Here is a 25,257-nt window from a genome sequence, read left to right on the forward strand (position 1 = left end):
CCTTTTCAGGGGATCGGCGGCCGAAAGATTTCCGTCACGGCCACACTTGTTGCATAATCGCCACAATGCGTTGCATACATCCAACGCAATCACTGGCTCTTAGACGGCGACATGGCTTCGCAAGCTCTGACATCAAACGAACCGCTTTTCAGCAGACCCGGCCAGAGGGATGGACGGCGGCTGCTTGCGTTGCCTGGCGTTGTGGCAATTGCCGGCGCGCTGGTTACGGCGGCAATCTCGTTTGCGATTCTTGTCGGCGCCACGCCGATCACGCCAGACGCAAACACAACGCTGACGCTGATTGCGGCCAATGCCTTATTTGTGCTGGCGCTGATTGCTCTGGTCGGCCGCGAGGTGCATCGCATCACCATGGCGCGCCGGCACGGCAAGGCGGCGTCACGGCTGCATGTGCGCATCGTGACGATGTTTGCGCTGGTCGCGGCCATCCCCGCCATCATGGTGGCCATCATCGCCTCAATCACGCTCGATATCGGCCTCGACCGCTGGTTCGAAATCCGCACCAAGGCGATCGTCAACTCGTCGCTGTCGATCGCCGACGCCTATGTGCAGGAAAACGCTCGTAATCTTCAGGGCACGACGCTGTCGATGGCCTATGATCTCGACGCCTCGCGCACGCTTTACGGCCTCGATCGAACCGGCTTTCTCGACCTGATGAACAAGGAAGCCGTGGGCAGGAGCCTGGTGCATGCGGCGCTGGTCAGGGAAGACGGCTCCTTTGTCATGAGCGCGAAGACCGATGCGGATTTCTCTATGCCGCCACCGCCGGAGGGCGCGGTCAGCGCCGCGGCCGACGGCAAACCGGTGCTGATCGAGCCGAAGACGCGCAACATCATGGGCGCCATCATCAAGCTGCGGGAGATCGAAGGCCTCTACCTCTACACCAATCGCCTGGTCGACCCCGAAGTGATCAAGGCGAGGGCGATCGTCCAGTCCAACACCGCCGAATATCGCGGCCTGGAAGACAACAGGCGGACGTCGCAGGTGGCGTTCGCGCTGCCCTATCTGTCACTGACGCTGATCATCATCCTGTCGGCCATCTGGACCGGCATAGCGGTGGCCGACCGTCTGGTGCGGCCCATCCGTCAACTCATCGGCGCGGCTGACGAGGTTGCGACCGGCAATCTCGATGTCGCCGTTCCGGTACGGCCTTCCGACGGCGATGTCGCCTCGCTTGGCGATACGTTCAACAAGATGCTGCTGGAGCTTAAATCGCAGCGCAACGAGATCCTGTCGGCCAAGGATTTGATCGACGAACGGCGTCGTTTCTCGGAAGCGGTGCTGGCCGGCGTCACCGCCGGCGTCATCGGGGTCGATCCCTACGGCATCGTCTCCATCGTCAACAAATCGGCCGAAACGATGCTGGCCATATCGGCCACGGCGGCGCTGGGGCAGAACCTGTCCGCCGTGCTACCGCATGTCGGCCGTGTCTTCGAGATCGGCCGCAAATCCGGCAAGCCGGTCTATCGCGAGCAGGTCACCTTCTATCGCACCGGCGCCGAGCGTACCTTCAACGTGCAGATCACCATCGAGGCCGGCGACGACGGCGAGGAGGAGAAATCCTACGTCGTGACGGTCGACGACATCACCGATCTCGTCCAGGCACAGCGCTCGTCGGCCTGGGCGGATGTGGCGCGGCGTATCGCACATGAAATCAAGAACCCGCTGACGCCGATCCAGCTCTCGGCCGAGCGCATCAAGCGACGCTTCGGCAAGGTCATCACCGAAGACCGCGAGATTTTCGACCAGTGCACCGACACCATCATCCGGCAGGTCGAGGATATCGGCCGCATGGTCGACGAGTTCTCGGCTTTCGCCCGCATGCCCAAGCCCGAGATGAAAGCCATCGATCTGCGTGAATCGCTGCGCGAGGCGTCGTTCCTGGTCGAAGTCAGCCGCGCCGACATTGCTTTCGAACGCGTGTTCGGCAACGAACCGCTCAAGGGCACGTTCGATAGCCGATTGATGGCGCAGGCTTTCGGCAACGTCATCAAGAACGCGGCCGAGGCGATTGACGGGCTGGAACAAAAGGACGGTTCGCACGGCATAATCCGGATTCAAGCTGCCCGGCAGAATGGCGCGATCAGAATCGACGTCATCGACAATGGCAAAGGCTTGCCGCGCGAGAACCGCCAAAGGCTGCTCGAGCCCTACATGACGACGCGCGAGAAGGGCACCGGGCTTGGTCTCGCCATCGTCAAGAAGATCGTGGAGGACCATGGCGGGCGGCTTGAATTGCACGATGCGCCTGCGGACTTCCACGGTGGACGCGGCGCGATGATCTCGATCATCCTGCCGCCAGCTGCCGCAACCGCGCCGCCACGCGGTCAAGGCGAAACGGAACACGAACGAGAAACTGAAAAGGTCGGTAATGGCGTCTGATATTCTCATCGTCGATGACGAGGAAGACATCCGTGAACTCGTCGCGGGCATATTGAGCGACGAAGGGCATGAAACCCGCACGGCATTCGATGCCGACAGCGCGCTCGCGGCAATCGCCGACCGGGCGCCGCGGCTGATTTTCCTCGACATCTGGTTGCAGGGCTCGCGCCTCGACGGGCTGGCGCTGCTCGACGAGATCAAGACGATGCATCCGAGCCTGCCGGTGGTGATGATCTCCGGCCACGGCAATATCGAGACAGCGGTGTCGGCCATCCGCCGCGGCGCCTATGATTTCATCGAGAAGCCGTTCAAGGCCGACAGGCTGATCCTGATCGCCGAGCGGGCGCTCGAAACCTCGAAATTGCGGCGCGAGGTGTCCGACCTCAAGCAGCGCAGCGGCGAAACCTTCGACCTGATCGGCATGTCGTCGGCGATGAGCCAGCTGCGCCAGACCATCGAGCGCGTGGCGCCGACCAACAGCCGCGTCATGATCATCGGTCCGTCCGGCTCGGGCAAGGAGCTCGCCGCGCGCGCCATCCACACGCTGTCGACGCGCAAGGGCGCGCCGTTCGTGACGCTGAGCGCGGCCAACATCACGCCCGAGCGCATGGAGATCGAGCTGTTTGGCACCGAATCGAACGGCACCGAGCGCAAGGTCGGCGCGCTTGAAGAGGCGCACCGCGGCATTCTCTACATCGACGAAGTGGCCGACATGCCGCGCGAGACGCAGAACAAGATTTTGCGCGTGCTGGTCGAACAGCAGTTCGAGCGGGTCGGCGGCACCAAGCGGGTCAAGGTCGACGTCCGCATCATCTCCTCGACCTCGCAGAACCTGGAGGCGATGATCGCCGACGGCCGTTTTCGCGAAGACCTCTATCACCGCCTGGCGGTGGTTCCGGTCATGGTGCCGGGCCTGGCCGAGCGGCGAGAGGACATTCCCTATCTCGTCGACAATTTCATGAAGCAGATCGCTCGCCAGGCCGGCATCAAGCCGCGCCGCATCGGCGACGATGCGCTTGCCGTGCTGCAGGCGCACAACTGGCCGGGCAATGTCCGCCAGCTGCGCAACAATGTCGAACGGCTGATGATCCTGGCGCGTGGCGACGATATCGATGCGCCGATCACCGCCGACCTGTTGCCGTCGGAGATCGGCGATGTCATGCCGCGCACGCCGAACCAGTCCGACCAGCACATCATGGCGCTGCCGCTGCGCGAGGCGCGCGAACAGTTCGAGAAGGACTATCTGATCGCCCAGATCAACCGTTTCGGCGGCAACATCTCGAAGACGGCGGAATTCATTGGCATGGAGCGCTCGGCGCTGCACCGGAAACTGAAGTCGCTGGGGGTCTGATCCCCATTGTTGTTGGTCCAGCGGGCCGTGGCCCGTGCAATTGCCGGTTACGGCAGCGGCGGAATCGCCTAGAAATAGCGAGACTGTTCTGAGGGGTAACCCATGCCGCGCATTGCCTATGTGAACGGGCGCTATGTCGCCCATGCCGACGCTGCCGTGCATATCGAGGATCGCGGCTATCAATTCGCCGACGGCGTCTACGAGGTCTGCGAGGTGGCGCAGGGCTTTATCGTCGACATGCCGCGCCATCTTGCCCGGCTGAGCCGCTCCCTTAGCGAATTGTCGATCGACTGGCCGGTCACCAGGGGTGTGCTGCCGCTTCTTCTGCGCGAAATCGTCCGGCGCAACCACGTCGTCAACGGCCTGGTCTATGTCCAGGTTACGCGCGGTGTTGCCAGCCGCGACTTCGTTTTCCCCGCCGATACACCGTCATCGCTGGTGATTACGGCCAGAAAGGCCGACCCGGCGGCGGCCGCCAAGCGAGCCGAGGCGGGCATCAAGGTCATCACCGTGCCGGAAAACCGTTGGGACCGGGTCGACATCAAGAGCACCGGCCTGCTGCCCAACGTACTGGCCAAGCAGAAGGCCAAGGAGGCCGGCGCCCAGGAGGCCTGGTTCGTCGACACCGATGGCAACGTCAAGGAGGGCGGCTCGTCCAACGCCTGGATCGTTACAAGGGACGGCGTTCTGGTCACCCGGCCGGCGGAGCATGGCATCCTGCGCGGCATCACCCGCACGACCATGTTCGAAGTGGCGGCAAAGCTCGGGTTGACGATCGAGGAGCGCGGTTTTTCAGTCACTGAAGCCAAGGCTGCGCGAGAAGCTTTCATCAGTTCGGCAACGACAATCGCCATGCCGGTCGTGGCAATCGACGGTGCCGCGGTCGCCAATGGGCACCCCGGTTCGATAACACTTTCATTGCGGCAAGCCTTTTTTGACGTTGCGGAAAAAAGTCCAGCCTGATAACCGCACAGACGGACTGCACATCAATATATCTCGTTCTGCTTGTCGCTACTGACGGCAAGGGGGTGTTTGCAAGCTTGACATGTGCCCGCTAATTTGGCGCATTAGCCTGCAAACCGAAGGGGATCGGCGAAAGACAAGAACAATGGCGGAACGATCGCAAAACCTTCAGGACCTGTTCCTGAATTCTGTTCGCAAGAGCAAAAATCCACTCACCATCTTTCTCATCAACGGCGTCAAGCTGACCGGCGTGGTCACTTCCTTCGACAATTTTTGTGTTCTGCTGCGCCGTGACGGCCACTCCCAGCTCGTCTACAAGCATGCCATTTCCACGATCATGCCGAGCCAGCCGGTTCAGATGTTCGATGGCGAGGAAAGCCAGGGCGCCTGATTGGCACGTGAAAAAGACGCGGACCGCGGCGTCCGCGGGAAACCAGCACATAATTCCGGGACGGAAGCCACAGGTCCGACCCGGGCGGTTGTCATTGTGCCGGTGCTTACCCGGCATCAGCGCAACGATGACGAAACGAACCGTCCACGGCTGACGCGTTCGGCGGATGCGCGCCACGACGAAGCGGTCGGCCTTGCCCGCGCCATCAACCTGGATCTGATCCACACGGCGGTGGTCACCGTCAACGATCCACGCCCGGCAACCTTGCTCGGCAGCGGCAAGGTCGCGGAATTCGCCGAGATCGTCAAAGAGGGTCACGCGGAGGTGGTCATCGTCGACCATCCGCTGACGCCGGTGCAGCAGCGCAATCTCGAAAAAGAAATGAATGCCAAGGTGCTCGACCGCACCGGATTGATCCTGGAGATTTTTGGCGAGCGCGCGCGGACCAAGGAGGGCACGCTGCAGGTCGAACTTGCCCATCTCAACTACCAGAAGGGCCGTCTGGTGCGGAGCTGGACCCACCTTGAACGCCAGCGCGGCGGAGCCGGCTTCCTCGGCGGCCCCGGCGAAACCCAGATCGAGTCGGACCGGCGGCAGCTGCAGGAAAAAATCATCAAGCTCAAGCATGAGCTGGAAACGGTGCGCCGCACCCGCGACCTGCACCGCGCCAAGCGCAAGAAGGTGCCGTTCCCGGTGGTGGCGATTGTCGGCTACACCAATGCCGGAAAGTCGACGCTGTTCAACCGGCTGACCGGGGCCGACGTGCTGGCCGAAGACATGCTGTTTGCAACGCTCGACCCGACGCTGCGCCGCGTGCGCCTGCCGCACGGCACGCCGATCATCCTGTCGGACACAGTCGGCTTCATTTCGGACCTGCCGACGCATCTGGTCGCCGCCTTCCGCGCCACGCTGGAAGAGGTCGTCGAGGCCGATCTGGTCATCCATTTGCGTGATATCTCAGATCCGGATACGGCCGCCCAGGCCGAGGACGTCGAGCGCATCCTTGCCGATCTCGGTGTCGACGCTGGCGATGCGAACCGGGTCATCGAGGTGTGGAACAAGGTCGACCTTCTCGACGACGGCAACCGGGAGCGCCTGCTCGCCGACGGCACTGACGCCAACAAGGCGCCGCCGATCGCCATCTCGGCGGTCACCGGCGAAGGCATCGATGCGCTGAAGGCGCTGATCGAGACCAGGATGTCGGGCGAACTCGAGGAATTGACGGTGACGATCGAACCGCCGCAGTTCGGCCTTGTCGACTGGCTATACCGCAATGGCGACGTCGTTTCGCGGGTAGACAATGAGGATGGCAGCGCGACCATCGCACTCAAGGCCACGCACACCGCCCGGCAAGAGATCGAAAGCCGATTGCACCGCAAAAACAGGCAGTAAGCCTGATTATTTCACGCCCTTGGCCTGCTGCCAGAGCACTTCCATCTCGTCCAGCGTGGCTTTTTCGAGCGTGCTTCCCGATGCATCGATCGCGCGCTCGACATAGTGGAAGCGCGAGCGGAACTTTTCGTTGGTGCCGCTAAGCGCCGCTTCCGAATCGAGCTTGAGGTGACGCCCCAGATTGACGACGGCAAACAGGATGTCGCCGAATTCGTCCTTGATCTCAGCCGTTTCGCCCTTAGCCAGTGCCTCGCGCAGCTCGCCGATCTCTTCCTCGATCTTGTCGAGGATGGGTGCTGCCTCGCTCCAGTCGAAACCGACACGCGCTGCCTTTTCCTGCAGCTTTAGCGCCCGCGTCAAAGCGGGCAGGGCGACGGGCACGCTGTCCAGGAAACCCTTGCCATGGTCTTCGGGGTCGAGGCCGCGGGCGAGGCGCGCACTTCGCTTTTCGGCTTTTTCCTCAGCCTTGATCTTTTCCCACATGCCCTTTGCCATGCCGGCGCTGCGCGCCTTCTCGTCGCCGAAGACATGCGGATGGCGCCGGATCATCTTGGTGGTGATGGCCTCGACCACATCACCGAAGGCAAAATCGCCGGCTTCCTCAGCCATCTGCGCGTGGTAGACGACCTGCAGCAGGAGATCGCCGAGTTCGTCGCGCAGATCGTCGGGATCGCCGCGCGCAATGGCGTCCGCCACCTCATAGGCTTCCTCGATCGTATAGGGCGCGATGGTCGAGAAATCCTGCTCGATGTCCCAGGGACAGCCGGTCTTCGGCGCCCTGAGCGCCGCCATGATCTCGATCAGCCGGGAAATGTCGCGCGAAGGTTTCATGCGGCGAATGCTATCCCGCTGCCTGTCGTGCGGCCAACGGCGTCAGCCGGAGAGGGGAGATTGTCCACAGCGAGCTTCAGCCGAGTACCGACACAACCGCCTTGGCGAGGTCATCCATGCCGTCCTCGGGCAGGCCGGCGACGTTGATGCGGCTGTCGCCGACCATGTAGACGCCACACTCGGCACGCAGCCGCTCGACTTGCGCCTCGGTCAGGCCAAGCCTGGAAAACATGCCGCGATGGCTGGCGATGAAGTCGAAGCGGTCGGAGTTGGACTGCCGGCGCAGCGCGTCGGCGAACTGGACCCGCAGCCTCAGCATGCGCAGCCGCATCTCCTCCAGCTCCGCCTCCCAGTCGGCGCGAAGGCCATCATCTTCCAGCACCGTGCGCACGGCGGCGGCGCCGTGGTCCGGCGGCATCGAATACATGGCGCGCGCCGCCGCCAGCATCTGGCTCATCGCGACATCGGCTTGCGCGCTATCCTTCGCCAGGATCATCGCCGCGCCGACGCGGTCGCGGTAGACGGCAAAGTTCTTCGAGCAGCTCGAGGCAACGACCATTTCAGGCACCTTGCCCGCGAGAAGGCGCAAGCCGGCCGCATCGGCGTCCAGGCCTTCGCCAAAGCCCTGATAGGCAATGTCGACAAAGGGCAACAGCCCGCGCTCGACGACAAGATCGGTGACGCTGGCCCATTGCGCGATATCGAGATTGGCGCCGGTCGGGTTATGGCAGCAGCCATGCAGCAGCACGATATCGCCGGGCTCGGCTGCGCCAAGCGTTGCCAGCATCTCGTGGAAGCGCACCGCGCCGGAAACGGCATCGAAATAGGGATAATCGCGCACCTTGAGGCCGGCCCCGCGCATCACCGGCGGGTGGTTCGGCCATGTCGGGTCCGACAGCCAGACGGTTGCGTCGGGGCGGGTCCGCTTCAACAGCTCCGCCACCAGCCGCAGCGCGCCGGAACCGCCAGGCGCTTGCGCGGCGCGGATGCGCGTCATGTCGGCAGCGGGGCCGAAGGCCAGCTTGACCATCGCCGTGTTGAAGCCGGTGTCGCCGGCAAGGCCGAGATAGGTCTTGGTGTCCTGGTCCTGCAGCAACCGCTTCTCGGCCTCGCGCAGGGCGCGCATGACCGGCGTCCTGCCGTCGCGGTCCTTGTAGACGCCGACGCCGAGATCGATCTTGCCGGGGCGCGGATCGGCGCGATAGAGGCCGATCAAGGCGATGATCTTGTCGGCCGGGGCAGGTTGCAGGGTCTCGAACATCAATACGGCTCCAATGGCGGCGGAGTAATACGCAAAGCGGCCGCGTTTCGCCAGTGCTTCCATCTGCGCCAGTCCGCTAGCGTACTGGACCGTTACGCCAAGCTTTGTCTGTACGGCAGGGGTCGGCGGCTATGGCGACGGGTTCATTCCAATCCGCCGGATAAGCACCCGTCCAATCACGGCGAGACCGATGCCGGTCAGCAGGGAGAAACCGCCGAGCATGCCGGCCAGCCCGGCAAGGAACCAGCGTCCGGCGAAGCTGTCGACGGAGGCATTTTGCGGATTGGTTGGGTCGTAAGCGACAGGGACGCTGTCGCCATCACCCCAGAACGAGCTGTGGACGGCATTGTTGAAGCGGATGACGGTGCCGTCGGCGGTCGAGAACTCGATGCGGGGATTGTATTCGGCGGCGACAATCCTGCCTGTCGCCGAAGCGGTACGAGGGCCGTACATCTCGACGATGGCCAGCACGCCGGAAGCGATCAGTCCGACAATGCCAAAGATGATGAACACCCTGCCGACGATCGGCAACGCTGCAAAACCCGTTACACGACTACCATTGGCCATCTTTTGCTCCTGGGACAGACGGATAAGGCTAGACTTCATCCATAAAGCAAACATCTGCCGCACGGGAGATGGGTAAGTGCGCAGCGGACTTCTGATTGCATGATGCCTATTGTGGCGACGCAAAAAAGTTTTGGTGGCGATGGATTAAGATCCCCGCCTGTTTCGTAAACGGGGCATGAAACGGTCGATGCCACGCTTCGATATTGTCGGACAGCTGGGTTCGCTCAGGCGCTACGCACGCTCGCTGACGCGCGACGGCACTGACGCCGAGGATCTGGTGCACGATGCGCTGGTGCGCGCCTACGAGCGGCGCGACACATTCCGCTCGGGCGGCAATCTGCGGGCATGGTTGCTGTCGATCGTCCACAACGCTTTCATCGACAAGATGCGCTCGCGCCGGTCGGAATCAGCGCGTGTCGAGCAGGCCGGCTATCTCACCGATGCCAGCACGCCGGCGCCGCAGGAACATTCCGTGCGACTGGCGCAGGTGCGCGAGGCCTTTTTCAGTCTGCCGGAGGAGCAGCGTTCGGCGCTGCATCTGGTCGCCATCGAGGGCCTTTCCTACCAGCAGGCCGCCGACGCCAGCGGGGTGCCGCTGGGCACGCTGATGTCGCGTATCGGCAGGGCGCGCGCAGCACTGCGCGAGATGGAAAACGCTGCACCTTTGCCGGCCAAAAGCCATCTGAGGATCGTGGGAGACCCGTCATGACCGACCTGTTGCGGGACCCGGTGACCGATACCGATCTCGACGCCTATGTCGACGACCAGCTGGATGTCGCGCGCCGCATCGAGGTCGAGGCGTTCCTGTCGGCTCGTCCGGAGGCTGCGGCGCGGGTGATGTCCGACTTGAGGACGCGCGACGAACTGCGCCTGGCGCTGGCTGCTTCCACAGGCATGGCGCGGCCGGCGACGACTGAAGTCGCGCGCCGGCTGGGCAGGGGGCTGGCCAGTCGCCGCGTCTTCGCCGTGCTGCAGCGGGCGGCCGCGGTCGCCATCTTTGTCGCTGCCGGCTGGCTGGCGAACGGCCTCTTCGGGCCGCTGCTGGTGACCAAGGTCGTGGCTTCGCCGCCGCCGCCCGCCTATGTCGAAGAAGCGATCCGGGCGCACAAGACGACGCTCATGCGCGAGGCGATGCCCTCGCAGCTGGAGGCGCCCAACTACAATGGCGACGAAATCCGCGCCGCCACCGCAATCGTCATGCCATTGCTGCCCAAGGACTGGAAGGTCCGCGACGTGCAGATCTATCCGTCGCGCTTCGGGCCGAGCGTCGAGGTGGCGCTGGAGACGAAGGATATGGGGCTGGTCTCGCTGTTTGCGATCCGGCCCGGAACCTTCGACGTGGTCAAGCCTGCCATCGCGCCCTCCGGCGACATCTCCTCTGCCTATTTCCAGATCGGCGAGGTCGCGTACGCGGTCGTCGCGCGCAGCGATGTCCACGACCTCGACCGCGCCGCCGAGACGCTTGCCAAGACACTTTACTGATCAGGACACTTTACTGAGACCACATAAGGAGAACCCGCAATGAATACCCCTGACCTCGGATACCGCATGGGCACTGGCGCGCGCGCCGGCGCCGTCTATGACGAGGGCCTGCGCAGCCACATGCTGCGTGTCTATAACTACATGGGCATCGGCCTCGTCGTCACCGGCATCGTCGCCATGGTGGTCGCTTCGACGCCGGCCCTCTACGTGCCGATCTTTTCCAGCCCGCTGAAATGGGTGGTGATGCTGGCGCCGCTCGCCTTCGTGCTGCTGTTCTCGTTCAAGATGCAGACGATGTCGGCGGCGAGCGCCCAGGCGATGTTCTGGGCCTTCTGTGCGGTGATGGGGCTGTCGCTGGCTTCGGTGTTCCTGGTCTTCACAGGCACCAGCATCGCGCGCACCTTCTTCATCACCGCCACCATGTTCGGCGCCACCAGCCTCTACGGCTACACGACCAAGCGCGACCTGACCCAGTTCTCGTCGTTCCTGATCATGGGCCTGATCGGTGTGGTGATCGCCAGCGTCGTCAACATCTTCCTTGGCTCGACCGCGCTGCAGTTCGCCATCTCGGTGATCGGCATCGCGGTGTTCGTTGGCCTGACCGCCTGGGACACGCAGACGATCAAGGAACAGTATGCTGAGAATTTCGACGCGGAATCGCAGCAGAAGCTCGCCGTCTTCGGCGCGCTGTCGCTCTACCTGAACTTCGTCAACATCTTCCAGCTGCTGCTGAACTTCACCGGCGAACGCGAATAGTCGAACCGTAGCAAGGCAACAATCTCGATCTCGCAGTGGCCGGAGGAGAATCTCCGGCCACTGTCGTTTTGGCGTGGAGACATCGCTCCTCTATCAGCGCGATGTCGCTGCGCCCTTGAGTCCATGCGGGCTTTTGCTAACCTGCCGCTCGCACGCAGCTTTCCGCGAGAACGCATGGAACAAGTGACGCTTCAGGGCGACGGCATCTCGGCAACCATTGTCGGGCAGGGGGCCGAGCTCGTCTCCTTGCGCAATGCCGAGGGTCTGGAGTTTTTGTGGCAGGCCGGGCCGGAATGGCGGCGGCATTCGCCGGTGCTGTTTCCGATCGTCGGCCGGCTGAAGGGCGACCAGCTCCGCCATGGGGGCCAGGTCTATCCCCTGACGCAGCACGGATTTGCGCGCGACAAGCCATTTGTGTGGGCTGACGCGAGCCCCCGATCCTGCACGCTGGTGTTGACCGACGATGCCGATACACGCACGCGCTATCCGTTCGCCTTTCGCCTTGCCATCACCTATACGCTCGAGCGTCGCGAACTTGGTGTGAGCTTCGAGATTGCCAACACCGGCGACGAGACGCTGCCAGCCTCCATCGGTGCACATCCGGCTTTCAATTGGCCATTGCAGCCGGGGCTCGCCAAGACCGACTACCACCTGACCTTTGCCCAGGACGAGCCGGCGCCGATCCGCCGGCTGAAGGATGGCCTGGTGCTGGCTGCACCGCGGCCGACGCCCATCGAAGGCAAAACGCTGGCGCTTTCCGAACAGCTGTTCGAGGCAGACGCCGTGATCCTCGACCGGCCGGCCAGCACCAGCGTGCGCTATGCCGCCGCGAACGGTGCGGCGATCGAGATGTCGTGGCAGGGTTTCAAGGAATTGGGCATCTGGTCGAAGCCGGGCGGCGCTCCGTTCCTGTGTATCGAACCCTGGCACGGGCTTGCCAGCCCCGTGGATTTCGATGGCGAGTTCGCGGACAAGCCGGGCGTGATGCTGATCGCGCCCGGTGAAAAGCGCGTGCTGAGCTATCAGGTACGGCTCGAGCATGCGCCGCTGTGACCGATGAACCAGAGACAGGCGCGATGAAACTTGGCTTCATCGGCACGGGTGCCCTTACAGCGGCCATTGTCAGCGGGCTCAAATCCGTCGCGGATAACTCCGTCTCCGTGCTGCTGTCGCCGCGCAATGAAGAGATCGCCGCAGAGCTGGCAGCCCGTTATCCGGATGTGTGTATCGCTGATGACAATCAGGCGGTTCTCGATCAATGCGACCTAGTCATGCTGGCTGTCCGGCCGCAAATTGCGCATGACGTCCTGCCGGGTTTGCGGTTTCGGCGCGAGCATCACCTCATCAGCTTGATCGCCACGCTGCCGCGCGAGGAGATTGCCCGCTTGACCGCACCCGCGCACCAGGTGACGAAAGCGCTGCCCATGCCGATGATTGCCCACCGGCTGGGGGCAACGATCATCTGCCCGCCCGATGCCACTGTCGCTGCCTTGTTCGGCAATCTGGGGAAAGCGATCGAGGTCGAGAACCCAGCCGAATTCAACGCGTTGAGCGTGGTCACCGCGACCTATGCCAGCTACTTCAGATATCTCGATACGATCAACAGCTGGCTCAAGAAGAATGGCGTCGAGGAAGGAAAGGGGCGCGATTACATCGCCTCGCTTTTCAAAGCCTTGGGAAGCGCTCCTGATATGTCGCCGGATGCCGACTTCATGCATCTGGCGCAGGACTATGCGACGCGCGGCGGCATCAACGAACAGGTTCTTCGCGAACTCACGGCGCGAAACGTGTTCGATGCGCTCACCGAGAGCCTGGACGGCGTACACCGGCGCATCCTTGAAATTCCCTGATGATCAGGAGTATGGCTCCAACGGATGTTCCGGACCGTTTCGGGAGGGTCGGCGGGTGCCTGGATGCTTGAAATTGGGCTTTGTGGCAGCGGCGCTGGCTGTGCTGATTGTCTTTCCGGTCGCTGCCGCCGACATCGACCGCGCCAGCCTCTACCGCGCGCAATCGGTGACCAGCGGCACTGGCGAGGAGAACCGGGCGTGGGGCCTGGCGCCGTGCCTTGAAGAGGTGCTGGTCAAGGTTTCCGGCGACCCGCGGCTGATCGGCGACCCGCGTGTTGCGGACATGAGTCGGCACGCAGCCGACTATGTCACTGGTGTCGGCTACCGCGACCTGCTCAACAACCGTCCGCCGCATGACGAGCAGGGCACCCATGACCGGCCGCATTACATCACCGCCGATTTCGACCCGGACAAGATCGATGCCTTGCTGGCGTCGCTCGGGCGCAAACCGTGGGCGGTGCCGCGGCCAACAATCGTCGCACTGCTGGATGTAAGGCCGATGAAAGGCGACGGCTTCACGCTGGTGCGCGATGGCGGCGGCGAGCTTGCGGCGGATATGCGCGTTGCGCTGGCGGACGCGGCGCACCGGACCGGTTTGCCGCTGGAGTTGCCTCGGCCGTCCGACGTCGCGCTCGCCGACGTGGCCAACACGCTGGATGGGGACGCCCTGCTTGCCGGCACTTTGGCATGGCGCCAGGAAGCGCTGGGTTGGGTCGGCGACTGGCGGCTCAGCTTCAAGGACAAGGACTATCGCTGGCAGGTACGTGGCGTCAGTTTCGACGATGCGTTCCGCAACGCCACGCGCGGAACGCTGCAGATCCTGTCGGGCAATGGAGAGCCGGAAGCCGTCACGCCCTGACTTCAAGGGAACCTTCTTGCCGGAGCGCCGTAAACAAAGTGGCGGGCAAGCTTTGAGCAAGGAGGTAGAATTGCAACATCGCCGGATCGACGTTGACGGAAACAGCATCTTCTATCGCGAAGACGGCCCGCCTGATGCTCCCGTCCTCCTGCTGCCGCACGGCTATCCGTGCTCGTCCTATCAATTCCGAAGGTTGATGCCGGCACTTGCCGATCGCTGGCATACATTCGCGCCGGACTTTCCCGGCTTTGGCTACAGCGGCACGCCCGAAATGTCGGACTTTGGCTATGATTTCGATGCCTATGCCGGGCTTCTGACAGCTTTCGCCGATGCGCTCGGCACGTCGCGCTATGCGCTCTGGCTGCACGATTATGGCTCTCAGATCGGACTGCGCCACGCCATCGCACATCCCGAGCGCATCGCCGCACTCATTATCCAGAACGGTGACATCTACGAGGACGTTCTCGGGCCGAAATACGCCGCCATAAAAGCCTATTGGAATGAGAAGACGCCCGAAAAGCATCGGCCGTTGGAAGAGGCGGTAAGCGAGGAGGGCTTCCGGCACGAGTTTGTCGGAGAGGTGGATGACGCTGTAGCCGAGCGCGTGCCTCCCGATCTTTGGAAACTCCACTGGCCTTTGATGGACACGCCGATCCGCCGGCGGCTCGCGGTCAACCTGATGGAGAAGTTGGAGGCGAACCTCGGCTGGTTCCCCCGCTATCAGAGCTTTCTGCGCGAGCACCAACCTCCGACGCTCATCGTTTGGGGTCCCGAGGATGGTTACATGCCGGCGCAATCGGCGCATGCCTACCAGCGCGATTTGCCGGAAGCAGAACTTCATCTCATCGGCGGCGCCGGCCACTGGTTGCTCGAAACCCATTTCGATGAGGCGCTTCCGCTGGTGCGCGATTTTCTGGCGCGCGTCCACAGTCAGGAAGCGAAAGGGACGGGCAGGGCGGCCGGCCGGGCGTAGACCCCTCCGTTGCGGTCATCGGATCGATCTGCAACCATGGCGTCATGATGGAAAAGTCTGCCGCGCCCTGGCCTCTGCTGCAAATCGCGATCGAGCCGAAGTCGCGGGCCGATCAGGAGAAGCTGCTTGTCACTTCGTCCAAGCTCGCGCCTGACGACCGCGACCCGTCCGCTGCCATGGCCATGGCCAGATGACGTCGCCAAAATTCTCCTCGCGGGCAGGGTTCCTTGTCGGCCTCGGCATCACGCCCGTCGCCTTTTTCCTGGCGCTCTATTCGGCCGGAGCCGGGCATGGCGACTATGGGCTGGCGCGACTTCTCTATCCGGTCCCCATGCTGGCAACGCTGTTGACCAACACAACGATCACCGGCCTTTCCATCGGATTGGCTGCGCTGCAGTTTCCTGCCTATGGGGCATTTGTTGCGGGCGCCGGCGGCTCCAGATGGCTGGCCCTTGGCGTCTTCCATCTTGTTGCAATCGCAGCAGCCTTCAGCGGCCTCCTGGAAAGCTTCTCGGGATGACGCTCCTGTTCGTTATCCTGGTGCCAGCCCGTCGAGCAGGAAGTCGAGGCCTTTGCGAAAGGCGCCATCCCAATCGCTAAGGGGAGAGGGGGGAATCGACCTGAGGCAGCCGCTCGTTAATGAGGCGATCATCCCATACCTGCACCTCGATGAACTTGTCATACTTCATCGTTGGATCGGTCTTCCAGCGCTCACCGGGCATCCCAAATTCGGCCACGACGGCTTCGATCTCACCAAGAGTAAACACTTGCCCGTGGTATCGCTTTCGTTGGGGGCGAAGATCGTCACGCGTCGCGATCGGAAGACTTGCCATGCTGTCTGGATAGGTGAAAGTGAGCGTCTCCAGTGGGAACTCTCGCAGTCGCATAACGAGTGAGCTTGGCCGTGACGGGTCTTTGCCGTCGGCAAAGTCGCCAAGCTAAGAAATAGACCGGACGCTCTAGCTTCGTGGGCCCAAGCAGTCGGCGCCGTTCTCGAATGAGCCATTCCTCCGTTAATCGTCGCCTCTCCAAGTAGTTTGCTTTTGATAGCGCGCAGCCCAGACGCTCTGATCTCGTCAAGAACCCGTTCTGCCTGCTCTTCGGACAGCTCGCAAATATTTCTGCACGGTCCTCGACGGGGATCGTAGTTGTGAGTGATGACCTCGGGGAACGATTCCATTCGGGGAAGCTATACGAACCGCGCGTCAGCAGGCCAGATCGCTGGCAGATGGATGCCCCTGAGGGTACCCGTTGGGACGTTGTCGGCAAATCATGCGTTGTATCGCAACCATGGGATGGTGGGATGGTGACCGCCCAGTGAGCGCCGGCCTGCATCTCAGTCAGCAGGGCGTATATTGGCACGCCGCTAATGGAAGCAGCAGCCACATATGAAAGTCGCATAAGATAGATTATGGAACTTATGCATCAGGCCGCAGCTGGGAAAGGACGCGGACTTTCATAGAGCGTTTCAGATTTTGACAGAAGCGTGAGAGTGGTTTTGTGATTCAAGATGCTGGCTGGATCGGAGGCCAGCATCAGATGACTTGGCATGAGCCGTTGGCCAACGCTACGCTGTGTCGATGACGACAGGAAAGCGTGACATCGAAGCGGCGATCGAAGTGTTCGTGCACGGCTTCAGCACCGACAAGAGCCGCACCTTTCCATACGAAGCCAGCCGCGTCGGACCCTTGTGGCTGATGCGCGATGCCGAGCGCAAGAATGCACGCGACTACCGTGGCGAAGAATGGATCGTCCATGACGTCGCCGCCGAGGAAGCCGATGCCATCGTGCGGCAGCATGCGCGGCCGGGCTTTGCCGTTTCGGTCGTGATCGCGAATGACGGCCCGGACGAACCAACGCGAACGGCCTACAAGGCGCTCGGCTACCGGCTGCTGCGGACGGAAGGCTTTTTCATCCAGTCGCTGCGCCAAATTCCAGACCCGCCAGCAATCGTCTCTATCGAACGCGTGAGGACGGCTGAACGCGCTGCACAACTGGGAAAGGTCATACGCAGGCGGCCACTTCCAGACGATCAACTCGGCGACGATGCGCCGTTTCGCCAGTATGTGGCGCTCGATGGCGACGCCATCGTCGGGCGTGTGCGCAGCATAGACGCCGTCGGCGCCACATGGTGCTCGGCAATGTTTGTCGAGCCTTCGCACCGGCGTCGAGGCATCGGCCAGGCGCTGATGGCCAAAATGCTGCATGACGACAAAGCGCATGGGTCGCGGTGCTCGATGCTGTTGGCGACGCGTGCCGGAGCGCTGCTTTATCCCCGCATGGGCTATGAGCGGATTGGAACGCTGTTGATCTTCGCGCCGAAGAACCGAACGTCCTTATAAAGATCTGCTCGTATCATGCTGTCTCATAAAGGAATTTCGATCACCATGCCGTCATAGGCCGGAGTGACGTTGGCCGGCACCTCGGCCTTCACCGTGGCATAGTCGAGCGGCACATGCATATGCGTCAGCACGGCCTGTTTCGGCGCCAGTTTTTCAATCCAGCCAAGCGCCTGAACGAGCGACAGATGACTGGGATGGGTATGGTACTGCAAGGCATCGATGACCAGCATTTCCAGGCCGCGCAGCCGCTCGGCGGTGGCATCCGGGAAGTCGCTTATATCGGGGCAGTAGGCCAGCCCGCCGATGCGGAAGCCGAGCGAAATGATGTCGCCATGGATCTGCGGCAGCGGCTCGAGGGTGAGGGCACCGCCCTCGCCTTCGATCGTCACCGCCCTTGCGTGATCGATGATGTGCGGCCTGACGATCGGCGGATAGGAACTGCCAAACGGCGTCTCGAAGCAATAGCCGAACGCTTCGCGCAGCCTGAGCATGGTCGGCTGGTCGGCATGGACATCGATCAAATGGCGCTGCTCCAGCACGTAGCCGCGCAGATCGTCGATGCCGTGGATGTGGTCGGCGTGCGGATGCGTATAGACGACGGCGTCGATGCGCCGGACGGCCGCCATCAGCATCTGCTCACGGAAATCAGGCCCGGTGTCGATGACGACCGTGGTTCTGGCGCCGTTGGCTGCTATCCGCTCGACGAGCGCGGCTGAGCGTGTACGCCGGTTTTTCGGATTGGCCGGGTCGCAATTGCCCCAATCGCCGGTGATGCGCGGCGTGCCAGGTGACGAGCCGCAGCCGAGGATGGTGAGGCGCAGCCGGTCGCTCATGCGTCAGAGCCCGGCGGGCCGCGGCATCTTGCCGAACAGCCGGAAGAAGTTCGCCGTCGTCAGCGTCGCGATCTCGGCTTCGCCAACGCCGACCGTCTCCGCCAGCACCTTGGCTGTATGCGCGACATAGGCCGGCTCGTTGCGTTTGCCGCGGAACGGCACCGGCGCCAGATACGGTGCGTCGGTCTCGACCAGCAGCCGGTCATGCGGCACATCGGCTGCGATGGCGCGTAAATCGGCTGAGTTCTTGAAGGTCAGTATGCCCGAGAAGGACACATAGCCACCAAGCTTGACGCCCACGTCGGCCAGCCGTCGCCCCGACGAAAAACAATGCAGGATGAAGGGGAAGGCGCCCTTCCCTGTTTCGTCTTCGAGGATGGCAGCCATGTCGTCATCGGCATCGCGCGAATGGATCACCAGCGGCAAGCCGGTCTCGCGCGCGGCCGCTATGTGAGTACGAAAGCCCTGCGCCTGCGCATCGCGTGGCGCCTTGTCGTAAAAATAGTCGAGCCCGGCCTCGCCGATCGCCACCACCTTCGGGTGCGCGGACAGGCGCACAAGGTCCTCAGCCGTCACATCCAGCTCTTCGCCGGCATTGTGAGGATGAGTGCCGACCGAGCAATAGATTTCGTCGAAACTCTCGGCAATCTCAAGCACTTGCGCAAACCGCTTCACGCGTGTCGAGATGGTCACCATGTGACCTATACCGGCAGCCTTGGCGCGGGCGACGATGGCCGCCCGCTCCTCGGTGAAATCCGGAAACTCGAGATGGCAATGGCTGTCGACCAGCATCAGGCGCTCGCCTCAGGGTTTTCGACATAACGCGGAAACACGCCCTCCGGCGCGGGCAGCGCCGTGCCGGGCACCAGCGCATAGTCGGCATGGACATGCGCGAAGTCGCGCGTGTCCGCCGGCACCGCCAGCAGATCGAGCAGCTTGCCGGCCGACCCCGGAATGTAGGGCTGGCACAGCAATGCCACGCGCCGCACCAGTTCGGCGGTCGTCCACAGCACCGTTTCCATGCGCGCCGGATCGGTCTTCTTCAGCGCCCAGGGTGCCTGCGAGGCGAAGTAGCGATCCGCTTCCGCCACAACGCCGAAGATCGCCGCCAACGCGAGATGGATGCCCTGTTCCGCCATCGCCTGGCGCGCGGTACCCAGCGCTTCCACCGCCTGGTCGAGGATCGCGCTGTCGGCTTCGGTCAGCTCGCCGCGATGCGGCACCACGCCGCCGCAGTTCTTGGCGATCATCGACAGCGAGCGCTGCGCCAGATTGCCGAGACCGTTGGCGAGATCGGCATTGGTGCGGTTGACGATCGCGTCATGGCTGTAGCTGCCGTCCTGGCCGAATGGCACCTCACGCAAGAAGAAATAGCGCACCTGGTCGAGGCCGTAGTGCTCGACCATGGTGAAGGGGTCTACGACATTGCCGACCGACTTCGACATTTTCTCGCCGCGGTTGAACAGGAAGCCATGCGCGAAGACGCGCTTCGGCAGTTCGATGCCGGCCGACATCAGGAAAGCCGGCCAGTAGACGGCATGGAAGCGGACGATGTCCTTGCCGATAATGTGCGTGGCCGGCCAGTAGCGCCATTGCTCGGCCTTGGTGTCGGGATAGCCGGCAGCGGTGATGTAGTTGGTCAGGGCATCGACCCAGACATACATCACATGCTTGTCGTCGCCCGGCACCGGCACGCCCCAATTGAAGGTCGTGCGCGAGATCGAGATATCCTTGAGGCCGGACCTGACGAAGCTCATCACCTCGTTGCGACGCTCGGCCGGACCGACGAAATCGGGCTGGCTTTCGTACAGCGCAAGCAATTTGTCCTGATAGGCGGAAAGCCTGAAGAAGTAGCTTTCCTCCTCATTCCATTCGACCGGCGAGCCAAGTGGCTCGCGGCGCACGCCGTCGTCGCCGAGCGTGGTTTCGCTCTCTTCGAAATAGGCTTCCTGGCGGACCGAATACCAGCCGCTATAGCGGTCAAGATAGATGTCGCCATTGGCCGCCATAGCCTTCCAGATCGCCTGGCACGACTCGTAGTGGCGTGGTTCCGTCGTGCGGATGTAGTCATCATTCGAGCCGCCCAGGACCTCTGTCATCGAACGGAAGATCGCCGAGTTGCGGTCGGCAAGCGCGAGTGGCGTTATGCCTTCCTTCTCGGCCGTCTGCTGCATCTTGAGGCCATGTTCGTCGGTGCCGGTGAGGAAGAGCACGTCCTTGCCGTCCAGGCGCTGGAAGCGGGCCAGCGCGTCGGTTGCAATGACTGTATAGGCGTGGCCGATATGCGGCTTGCCGTTCGGATAGAAAATCGGTGTTGTGATGTAGAATGTGTCGCGTGACATGAATTAACCGTCATGAATGGCCGAATGAATGTGAGCGGTGGATATCGCATCGAGACGGCGATTGCCATCCCGCCCCAATGCCGAAACCGGTCACATTCGCATTGCGGAATTCAGGCGGTCGATCATGGTCAAGGCGTGCTGCTTCTTGTCAAGATTGTAGGTATCGGTCTCAGATATGGCGTTCAGCGCCTCGTGCCAAGTGTCGGACAGCGTTTTCGCCCGCGCGAGATCCCCAGCCAGCGCGGCTTCACTGGCGCCGGTGGAGAGCAGATCGAGCGCGCGGCGGTTGAAGATGTCGAACTGGATCGCCTGGTCGCGGCCGGCGACGGCCTCGGCAAGGCGATAGGCGCCGGCGATGTCGCTCTTGCCCGACGTGACCAGGGCGTCGAGGGTGCCGGCAATCTCCAGCCCGCCATATTGGGTCAGAAGGATCGCATTGCGGGCGCTGCCCCCTGCCCGTTCCGCTAGTGCCGCGCGCGCAGCAGGATCGGAAGGTGGCGGCGGCTCGACGGTCTCCAGAACACTCATCAGGCTGCCGGCATCGAGCGGCGTCAGCCGCACCATCTGGCAGCGCGAACGGATGGTCGGCAAAAGGCTGCCCGGCGCATGCACGATGAGGATGAACAGCGTGCGGCTCGGCGGCTCCTCGAGGTTCTTCAGCAAGGCATTGGCGGCGTTGGTGTTCATGTCGTCGGCCGGATCGACGATCACCACCCGGTAGCTGCCGTCATGCGAGGTCAGCGACAGGAAGCGGTTGACCTTGCGGATCTCGTCGACGGTGACGACGGTCTTGAAACTCTTGGTCTTGTCGTTCAGCGGCCGGGTCAGGTGCAGCACGCCGGGATGCGCCCCGGTGGCGATCTGGCGAAACAGCGGTGAGGCCGGATCGGGAACGGCAAACGTGTCCGGCGCCTGGTCGAAGGCCGGATGCTTCAACAGATGGTGCGCCAGGTGAAAGGCAAGCGTCGCCTTGCCGATGCCGACCGGCCCGGCAAAGATCAACGCATGCGGCAGTTTTCCCGAGCGATAGGCGGCAGCGAGCATCGCGGCCGCCTGCTCATGGCCGACCAGGCGCAGCGTCTCGGACGGCTCCGGTACACCGTCCAGCGTGTCGTGCTGCTCGGGAGCGATGCGTTCGAAGATCATGCGGGCGCCGCCTGTCGGTTGCGCGCGGGCGCCCTCGCCTCAAGTGCGGCGAACACCACCGCGGTGATGACATCCTCCACCGCAGCGGGAGGCGCCGACGCGTCGATCACGATGCAGCGGTCCGGCTCGGCCGCTGCGATCGCCAGGAAGGCGTCACGGCGGCGCTGGTGGATGTCCAGCGTCTCCTTTTCGAAGCGGTCCGGACCGTCCTCGGCGCCACGCCGCGCGGCGGCGCGCCGCAAGCCCTCGGCGGGGTCAATGTCAAGGATCAGCGTCATGTCCGGCATCATGCCGTTGATGGCGACCTCCTCCAGAGCTTCCATGAAAGCCGGATCGAGGCCGCCGGTGACGCCCTGATAGACGCGCGACGAATCCAGGAAACGGTCGCAAAGCACGATGGAGCCGCGCTCCACCGCCGGCCGGATGACCTGCTCGACATGGTCGGAGCGTGCGGCGGCAAACAGCAGCGCCTCCATCTTCGGCCCGAAAGGCTCGGCGGCGCCGGACAGGAGCACGTGCCTGACCGCCTCGGCGCCGGGTGACCCCCCGGGTTCGCGGGTGAGGAGGACATCGTATTTCTTGGCGCGCATCTTCTGGGCCAGCCGCTCGATCTGCGTCGACTTGCCGGCGCCCTCGCCGCCTTCGAAGGTGATGAAAAATCCGCTTGCCAATCGAAAGGCCTTTGTCCTGCTTTGCGCTGGTGTCTTAGTCCGCGCCCGAGAAAAGGTCCACGCCGCAGGAACTCAACGCAGCCAGCCTACGGCCAGTTCCCTGGCGGCATCAAACGCTCGTTGCGGCAGTGTGCCGACGCCAACCGATTCGGCGGCGAAAAGCGGGGTTTCCTGGCTCAGCGTGTCGCCGATCCAGACGCGCAGCGCGCCGACGGGCTGTCCCTCCTCCACCGGCGCCGATACCGGCCCCTGATAGACGATCCTGGCGGTCAGCTTGTCGCGGTTGGCGATCGGCAGCAGGACGTCGATGGGCGCCTTTGCCTTCAGCGCTACGCTGGATTTGGCGCCGCCGAACACCTGGGCCTCGCCGACCACTTCGTTGCTGGCGAAAATCTCGGTCTTCTCGAAGGAGCGGACGCCCCATTCAAGCAGCTTGCGCGCTTCCTCGGCGCGCTCGCGGTCGTTGGCCAATCCGCTCATCGCCGCGATCACCCGCGTCCCGTCATGGCTGACCGAGCCGACGATGCCGAAACCGCCCGCCTCACTCGACCCGACCGCCAGCCCATCGGCACCGATGCCCATGGCCAGCAATGGGTTGCGGTTCTTTTGCGAGATCTTGTTCCAGGTGAAATCGGCCCGGCCGTAATAGAGATAGAGATCCGGATATTCGCGCCATATATGCAGGCCAAGCTGCGCCAGTTCGCGCACCGTCGTCTGCTGGCCGTCGGCCGGCAGGCCGGTCGAATTGACGAATGTCGATTTCGCGAGCCCGATCTGGCGGGCGCGATCGTTCATCTGCGCCGCGAAATTCTCTTCCGAACCGGCCATGCCTTCGGCCAGCACCATGCAGCCGTCATTGGCGGCCTGTATGGTGACCCCCTGGATCAGATCCTCGACCCGGATCGCCGATTTGAGCTTGGCAAACATGGTCGACGTTCCCGAAGGCGCACCGCCCTTGCGCCAGGCATTTTCCGAAACCACGAAGGTGTCGTCGAGGCTCATGCGCTTCGACTTGATGGCGTTGAAGACCATCTCCATCGTCATCAGCTTGGCCATCGAGGCCGGAGGGATCGGTTGGTCGGCATCCTTGGAAAACAGCACCGTGCCGGTTTCGGCATCGATCATGAAAGCCTGCGTGGCCTTGGTCTCAAAAAGCTGCGCGTTGGCCGGAACCAACGCGGCAAGCAAGAAGCCAAGGCCAAAAAGCCCGGCAAAAGGGTGGAAAAGGCGAAATCGCATGAAGAGGCTCGACTGTTAGCCGGCAGAAACTTGCCGCAACGCTATCAGGCTTCTTCCCGGCGGATCAACCGCGCAATGACAAAACCGGCGTGCCTTTGTTGGTCAGTTGCGCACAGCCAGCGCGTCCGGCGCGCCATGCGACCATGCCGCGCGCAAGAGGTCGTCGACATTGCCATTGCCATCCGGATAGAGATTGACCGCGTACCAGTCATTGCCGTCGAGTTCGGTGCTCTGGATTTCGGTCCTGCCGAACGGTTCGAGAGCCGCAGCCACCCGCTTTGCCTCGGCAGCATCGTCGAAGGATCCGGCGGCGACATAGTCGGAAACGGCAGGCGATGCCTGCGGGTTGGATTTCTTCCACGATTGCAGGATGTCGGCTGGCGACATGCCCTGGTCATCGAGTGCTGCAAAGACGTCGGCGCGCTGCACGCGTGCATCCGCATAGGAGAGCGAAGCCACGGCAAAGGGCGATTCCGGGCGCTGAGGCACGATCGGCCCGAATTCCGGCAGCGTCACATCGCTTGAGCCCGGTGCCTGCATCGACATCACTGGCTGTGTGTCGGAATTCGTCAACTGACCAGGAAACGGCACTGCGGCAGGTGGTGCGCCAACAGATAGGCTCGGCGAAGGTCCGTTCATCGCCACCATGACGCCGGTCGGCAAGCCATCGGACGGGTCCGGGCGGTTGTTGCCCGGGCGATAGGAGGCGACCAGATATTGGTCGTCGTCGCCGTCGAGCGGCGCGCGGCCGATATATTCCACTTTGACCCTGGCCGTGCCGACCTTGGCATAGTCGAGCATTTGCGCGGCGCGTTCCGAGACATCGATGATGCGTCCCTCGTGATAGGGGCCGCGGTCGTTGACGCGCACGATGACCGAGCTTCCGGTCTCGGTGTTGGTGACACGGGCATAGCTCGGCAGCGGCATGGTCGGATGCGCCGCGGTCAGATGGGTCATGTCGTAGACTTCGCCATTGGCTGTGAGACGACCGTGGAAGGCATCGCCATACCAGGAGGCGAGACCGACCTTGGCGTAGCGCTTGTCTTCCTTGGGGTAATACCACTTGCCGCGCACCTGATAGGGTTTGCCCAACTGGTCGCGGCCGCCGCCGCGCCGCATGTACTGAACGCGCGGGCTGGCCTTCACGCCGTATTCGGTCTCGGCAAAATATTCCTTCGAGCGAGGCTTCTTGTAGACCATGGCTTTCGGCTCGGACTGCGGCGACGCGCACGCGGCCAGCAACGCAGCCGAAAGAGCGCACAACACCAAAGCAGGAGCGCGACGAAGACGCCGATGCGTCGTGGTCTGCATGTTTTCCGATGTCCCTACCGTCTCGACACAGGCGCCGCTTCTAGAATTTCGGCGGAGCCAGATGAGCAATGCCTGCGACGCGCCAATCCCCATCCCTTGTGCGCAGGAATTGTTTATCAGCGTATTAATCGATTGTGTCCGGAACCGGGCAGGAATGTGGCGGAGTTCTTGGGTCGGTCGGGCCTGTGGAGAGGCATTCGAGACGGTAGTGTGCTGAGAGTTCTGCAAATTCGCTGAGAGGGGGCGGTCATGGCAGGCTGGTGATTGTTCACGTCACCTGATTCCCGCGAAGGAACG

At 62.9% G+C, this 25,257-nt stretch carries 26 protein-coding genes; 15 read left to right on the forward strand and 11 right to left on the reverse strand.

Annotated elements, in window-relative coordinates; all coding sequences use genetic code 11:
* Positions 1 to 111: 111 nt before the first annotated feature.
* The 5 genes from NKI15_RS30530 to hflX all read left to right on the forward strand — a co-directional run bounded on the left by NKI15_RS30530 (position 112) and on the right by hflX (position 6,497).
* Positions 112 to 2,400, forward strand: a complete 2,289-nt coding sequence (locus NKI15_RS30530) for a sensor histidine kinase NtrY-like (protein ID WP_023668928.1) — start codon at positions 112 to 114, stop codon at positions 2,398 to 2,400.
* Complete coding sequence (gene ntrX / locus NKI15_RS30535; protein WP_023668929.1) at positions 2,390 to 3,751, forward strand: nitrogen assimilation response regulator NtrX; 1,362 nt, start codon at positions 2,390 to 2,392, stop codon at positions 3,749 to 3,751. The genes NKI15_RS30530 and ntrX overlap by 11 nt, the downstream gene beginning before the upstream one ends.
* Before the next feature lie 102 nt (positions 3,752 to 3,853).
* Positions 3,854 to 4,714, forward strand: coding sequence for a D-amino-acid transaminase (locus NKI15_RS30540; RefSeq protein WP_023710527.1), 861 nt, complete (start codon positions 3,854 to 3,856; stop codon positions 4,712 to 4,714).
* Positions 4,715 to 4,859: 145 nt separating this feature from the next.
* Positions 4,860 to 5,105 carry an RNA chaperone Hfq gene (gene hfq / locus NKI15_RS30545; RefSeq protein ID WP_006202172.1) on the forward strand — a complete coding sequence of 82 codons (246 nt, stop codon included), beginning with the start codon at positions 4,860 to 4,862 and terminating at the stop codon, positions 5,103 to 5,105.
* Positions 5,106 to 6,497, forward strand: coding sequence for a GTPase HflX (gene hflX, locus NKI15_RS30550; protein ID WP_023708495.1), 1,392 nt, complete (start codon positions 5,106 to 5,108; stop codon positions 6,495 to 6,497).
* A gap of 6 nt (positions 6,498 to 6,503) precedes the next feature.
* Here hflX and mazG read toward each other — a convergent pair whose 3' ends face one another.
* The 3 genes from mazG to NKI15_RS30565 form a co-directional block, all read right to left on the reverse strand.
* Positions 6,504 to 7,328, reverse strand: a complete 825-nt coding sequence (gene mazG / locus NKI15_RS30555) for a nucleoside triphosphate pyrophosphohydrolase (RefSeq protein WP_352515389.1) — start codon at positions 7,326 to 7,328, stop codon at positions 6,504 to 6,506.
* A 76-nt stretch (positions 7,329 to 7,404) separates the two neighbouring features.
* Entirely contained in the window at positions 7,405 to 8,589 is a 1,185-nt protein-coding gene (locus NKI15_RS30560) for an amino acid aminotransferase (RefSeq protein ID WP_023668933.1), read from the reverse strand.
* Between the two features lie 129 nt (positions 8,590 to 8,718).
* Positions 8,719 to 9,156, reverse strand: coding sequence for a DUF3592 domain-containing protein (locus NKI15_RS30565; protein WP_023706554.1), 438 nt, complete (start codon positions 9,154 to 9,156; stop codon positions 8,719 to 8,721).
* 175 nt (positions 9,157 to 9,331) lie between these two features.
* Here NKI15_RS30565 and NKI15_RS30570 point away from each other — a divergent pair, with 175 nt between their 5' ends.
* The 9 genes from NKI15_RS30570 to NKI15_RS30610 all read left to right on the forward strand — a co-directional run bounded on the left by NKI15_RS30570 (position 9,332) and on the right by NKI15_RS30610 (position 15,596).
* Positions 9,332 to 9,865, forward strand: a complete 534-nt coding sequence (locus NKI15_RS30570) for a sigma-70 family RNA polymerase sigma factor (RefSeq protein WP_502898733.1) — start codon at positions 9,332 to 9,334, stop codon at positions 9,863 to 9,865.
* On the forward strand, positions 9,862 to 10,638 hold the full coding sequence (locus NKI15_RS30575) for an anti-sigma factor family protein (protein WP_352887917.1): 777 nt from the start codon (positions 9,862 to 9,864) through the stop codon (positions 10,636 to 10,638). Before NKI15_RS30570 ends, NKI15_RS30575 begins: the two co-directional genes overlap by 4 nt.
* Positions 10,639 to 10,677: 39 nt before the next feature.
* Positions 10,678 to 11,394, forward strand: coding sequence for a Bax inhibitor-1/YccA family protein (locus NKI15_RS30580; RefSeq protein ID WP_023824945.1), 717 nt, complete (start codon positions 10,678 to 10,680; stop codon positions 11,392 to 11,394).
* Between the two features lie 174 nt (positions 11,395 to 11,568).
* Complete coding sequence (locus NKI15_RS30585; RefSeq protein WP_352887933.1) at positions 11,569 to 12,447, forward strand: aldose 1-epimerase family protein; 879 nt, start codon at positions 11,569 to 11,571, stop codon at positions 12,445 to 12,447.
* Positions 12,448 to 12,470: 23 nt separating this feature from the next.
* Positions 12,471 to 13,244, forward strand: coding sequence for a pyrroline-5-carboxylate reductase (locus tag NKI15_RS30590; RefSeq protein WP_352887940.1), 774 nt, complete (start codon positions 12,471 to 12,473; stop codon positions 13,242 to 13,244).
* An 82-nt stretch (positions 13,245 to 13,326) separates the two neighbouring features.
* Positions 13,327 to 14,103, forward strand: coding sequence for a DUF8605 domain-containing protein (locus NKI15_RS30595; RefSeq protein WP_245261936.1), 777 nt, complete (start codon positions 13,327 to 13,329; stop codon positions 14,101 to 14,103).
* A 70-nt stretch (positions 14,104 to 14,173) separates the two neighbouring features.
* Positions 14,174 to 15,076, forward strand: coding sequence for an alpha/beta fold hydrolase (locus tag NKI15_RS30600; protein ID WP_023741236.1), 903 nt, complete (start codon positions 14,174 to 14,176; stop codon positions 15,074 to 15,076).
* Positions 15,077 to 15,120: 44 nt separating this feature from the next.
* The gene (locus tag NKI15_RS30605) at positions 15,121 to 15,270 is read left to right on the forward strand and encodes a hypothetical protein (RefSeq protein WP_023696109.1); all 150 of its coding nucleotides are present in this window, start codon (positions 15,121 to 15,123) and stop codon (positions 15,268 to 15,270) included.
* A complete protein-coding gene (locus NKI15_RS30610) occupies positions 15,267 to 15,596 on the forward strand; it encodes a hypothetical protein (protein WP_023696110.1) in 330 nt (109 codons plus the stop codon). Before NKI15_RS30605 ends, NKI15_RS30610 begins: the two co-directional genes overlap by 4 nt.
* 76 nt (positions 15,597 to 15,672) lie before the next feature.
* Here NKI15_RS30610 and NKI15_RS30615 read toward each other — a convergent pair whose 3' ends face one another.
* Positions 15,673 to 15,909 carry a hypothetical protein gene (locus NKI15_RS30615; RefSeq protein WP_352887958.1) on the reverse strand — a complete coding sequence of 79 codons (237 nt, stop codon included), beginning with the start codon at positions 15,907 to 15,909 and terminating at the stop codon, positions 15,673 to 15,675.
* A gap of 747 nt (positions 15,910 to 16,656) precedes the next feature.
* Here NKI15_RS30615 and NKI15_RS30620 point away from each other — a divergent pair.
* Complete coding sequence (locus NKI15_RS30620) at positions 16,657 to 17,418, forward strand: GNAT family N-acetyltransferase (RefSeq protein WP_023736650.1); 762 nt, start codon at positions 16,657 to 16,659, stop codon at positions 17,416 to 17,418.
* A gap of 23 nt (positions 17,419 to 17,441) precedes the next feature.
* Here the strand turns inward: NKI15_RS30620 and NKI15_RS30625 are convergent, their stop codons facing one another.
* The 7 genes from NKI15_RS30625 to NKI15_RS30655 all read right to left on the reverse strand — a co-directional run bounded on the left by NKI15_RS30625 (position 17,442) and on the right by NKI15_RS30655 (position 24,960).
* On the reverse strand, positions 17,442 to 18,251 hold the full coding sequence (locus tag NKI15_RS30625) for an MBL fold metallo-hydrolase (RefSeq protein ID WP_023805224.1): 810 nt from the start codon (positions 18,249 to 18,251) through the stop codon (positions 17,442 to 17,444).
* 3 nt (positions 18,252 to 18,254) lie between these two features.
* On the reverse strand, positions 18,255 to 19,043 hold the full coding sequence (locus tag NKI15_RS30630) for a TatD family hydrolase (protein ID WP_023805223.1): 789 nt from the start codon (positions 19,041 to 19,043) through the stop codon (positions 18,255 to 18,257).
* On the reverse strand, positions 19,043 to 20,593 hold the full coding sequence (metG, locus tag NKI15_RS30635; RefSeq protein WP_023824940.1) for a methionine--tRNA ligase: 1,551 nt from the start codon (positions 20,591 to 20,593) through the stop codon (positions 19,043 to 19,045). The genes NKI15_RS30630 and metG overlap by 1 nt, the downstream gene beginning before the upstream one ends.
* 90 nt (positions 20,594 to 20,683) lie before the next feature.
* The gene (locus NKI15_RS30640; protein WP_023668948.1) at positions 20,684 to 21,739 is read right to left on the reverse strand and encodes a DNA polymerase III subunit delta'; all 1,056 of its coding nucleotides are present in this window, start codon (positions 21,737 to 21,739) and stop codon (positions 20,684 to 20,686) included.
* Positions 21,736 to 22,410: a dTMP kinase gene (tmk, locus tag NKI15_RS30645; protein WP_023668949.1), complete on the reverse strand. Its 675-nt coding sequence runs from the start codon at positions 22,408 to 22,410 to the stop codon at positions 21,736 to 21,738. The genes NKI15_RS30640 and tmk overlap by 4 nt, the downstream gene beginning before the upstream one ends.
* Positions 22,411 to 22,482: 72 nt before the next feature.
* Positions 22,483 to 23,649 (reverse strand): D-alanyl-D-alanine carboxypeptidase family protein, encoded by a 1,167-nt coding sequence (locus NKI15_RS30650; protein WP_023668950.1) that lies wholly within the window; start codon positions 23,647 to 23,649, stop codon positions 22,483 to 22,485.
* Positions 23,650 to 23,751: 102 nt separating this feature from the next.
* A complete protein-coding gene (locus NKI15_RS30655; protein ID WP_352515396.1) occupies positions 23,752 to 24,960 on the reverse strand; it encodes a septal ring lytic transglycosylase RlpA family protein in 1,209 nt (402 codons plus the stop codon).
* Between the last annotated feature and the right edge of the window lie 297 nt (positions 24,961 to 25,257).

The sequence above is a fragment of the Mesorhizobium sp. M0862 genome (assembly GCF_040319795.1).
GTDB lineage: Bacteria > Pseudomonadota > Alphaproteobacteria > Rhizobiales > Rhizobiaceae > Mesorhizobium.

Excerpts from the sequence above, each read along its gene's own strand:
- mazG (WP_352515389.1), bottom strand. The coding sequence starts at position 7,328 with ATGAAACCTTCGCGCGACATTTCCCGGCTGATCGAGATCATGGCGGCG.
- NKI15_RS30585 (WP_352887933.1), top strand. The coding sequence starts at position 11,569 with ATGGAACAAGTGACGCTTCAGGGCGACGGCATCTCGGCAACCATTGTC.
- NKI15_RS30605 (WP_023696109.1), top strand. The coding sequence starts at position 15,121 with ATGATGGAAAAGTCTGCCGCGCCCTGGCCTCTGCTGCAAATCGCGATC.
- hfq (WP_006202172.1), top strand. The coding sequence starts at position 4,860 with ATGGCGGAACGATCGCAAAACCTTCAGGACCTGTTCCTGAATTCTGTT.
- metG (WP_023824940.1), bottom strand. The coding sequence starts at position 20,593 with ATGTCACGCGACACATTCTACATCACAACACCGATTTTCTATCCGAAC.
- NKI15_RS30590 (WP_352887940.1), top strand. The coding sequence starts at position 12,471 with ATGAAACTTGGCTTCATCGGCACGGGTGCCCTTACAGCGGCCATTGTC.
- NKI15_RS30530 (WP_023668928.1), top strand. The coding sequence starts at position 112 with ATGGCTTCGCAAGCTCTGACATCAAACGAACCGCTTTTCAGCAGACCC.
- NKI15_RS30640 (WP_023668948.1), bottom strand. The coding sequence starts at position 21,739 with ATGATCTTCGAACGCATCGCTCCCGAGCAGCACGACACGCTGGACGGT.
- NKI15_RS30615 (WP_352887958.1), bottom strand. The coding sequence starts at position 15,909 with ATGGCAAGTCTTCCGATCGCGACGCGTGACGATCTTCGCCCCCAACGA.
- NKI15_RS30630 (WP_023805223.1), bottom strand. The coding sequence starts at position 19,043 with ATGCTGGTCGACAGCCATTGCCATCTCGAGTTTCCGGATTTCACCGAG.
- NKI15_RS30575 (WP_352887917.1), top strand. The coding sequence starts at position 9,862 with ATGACCGACCTGTTGCGGGACCCGGTGACCGATACCGATCTCGACGCC.
- NKI15_RS30650 (WP_023668950.1), bottom strand. The coding sequence starts at position 23,649 with ATGCGATTTCGCCTTTTCCACCCTTTTGCCGGGCTTTTTGGCCTTGGC.
- NKI15_RS30570 (WP_502898733.1), top strand. The coding sequence starts at position 9,332 with ATGAAACGGTCGATGCCACGCTTCGATATTGTCGGACAGCTGGGTTCG.
- ntrX (WP_023668929.1), top strand. The coding sequence starts at position 2,390 with ATGGCGTCTGATATTCTCATCGTCGATGACGAGGAAGACATCCGTGAA.
- NKI15_RS30620 (WP_023736650.1), top strand. The coding sequence starts at position 16,657 with ATGACGACAGGAAAGCGTGACATCGAAGCGGCGATCGAAGTGTTCGTG.
- NKI15_RS30580 (WP_023824945.1), top strand. The coding sequence starts at position 10,678 with ATGAATACCCCTGACCTCGGATACCGCATGGGCACTGGCGCGCGCGCC.
- NKI15_RS30610 (WP_023696110.1), top strand. The coding sequence starts at position 15,267 with ATGACGTCGCCAAAATTCTCCTCGCGGGCAGGGTTCCTTGTCGGCCTC.
- NKI15_RS30560 (WP_023668933.1), bottom strand. The coding sequence starts at position 8,589 with ATGTTCGAGACCCTGCAACCTGCCCCGGCCGACAAGATCATCGCCTTG.
- NKI15_RS30625 (WP_023805224.1), bottom strand. The coding sequence starts at position 18,251 with ATGAGCGACCGGCTGCGCCTCACCATCCTCGGCTGCGGCTCGTCACCT.
- NKI15_RS30540 (WP_023710527.1), top strand. The coding sequence starts at position 3,854 with ATGCCGCGCATTGCCTATGTGAACGGGCGCTATGTCGCCCATGCCGAC.
- NKI15_RS30565 (WP_023706554.1), bottom strand. The coding sequence starts at position 9,156 with ATGGCCAATGGTAGTCGTGTAACGGGTTTTGCAGCGTTGCCGATCGTC.
- NKI15_RS30655 (WP_352515396.1), bottom strand. The coding sequence starts at position 24,960 with ATGCAGACCACGACGCATCGGCGTCTTCGTCGCGCTCCTGCTTTGGTG.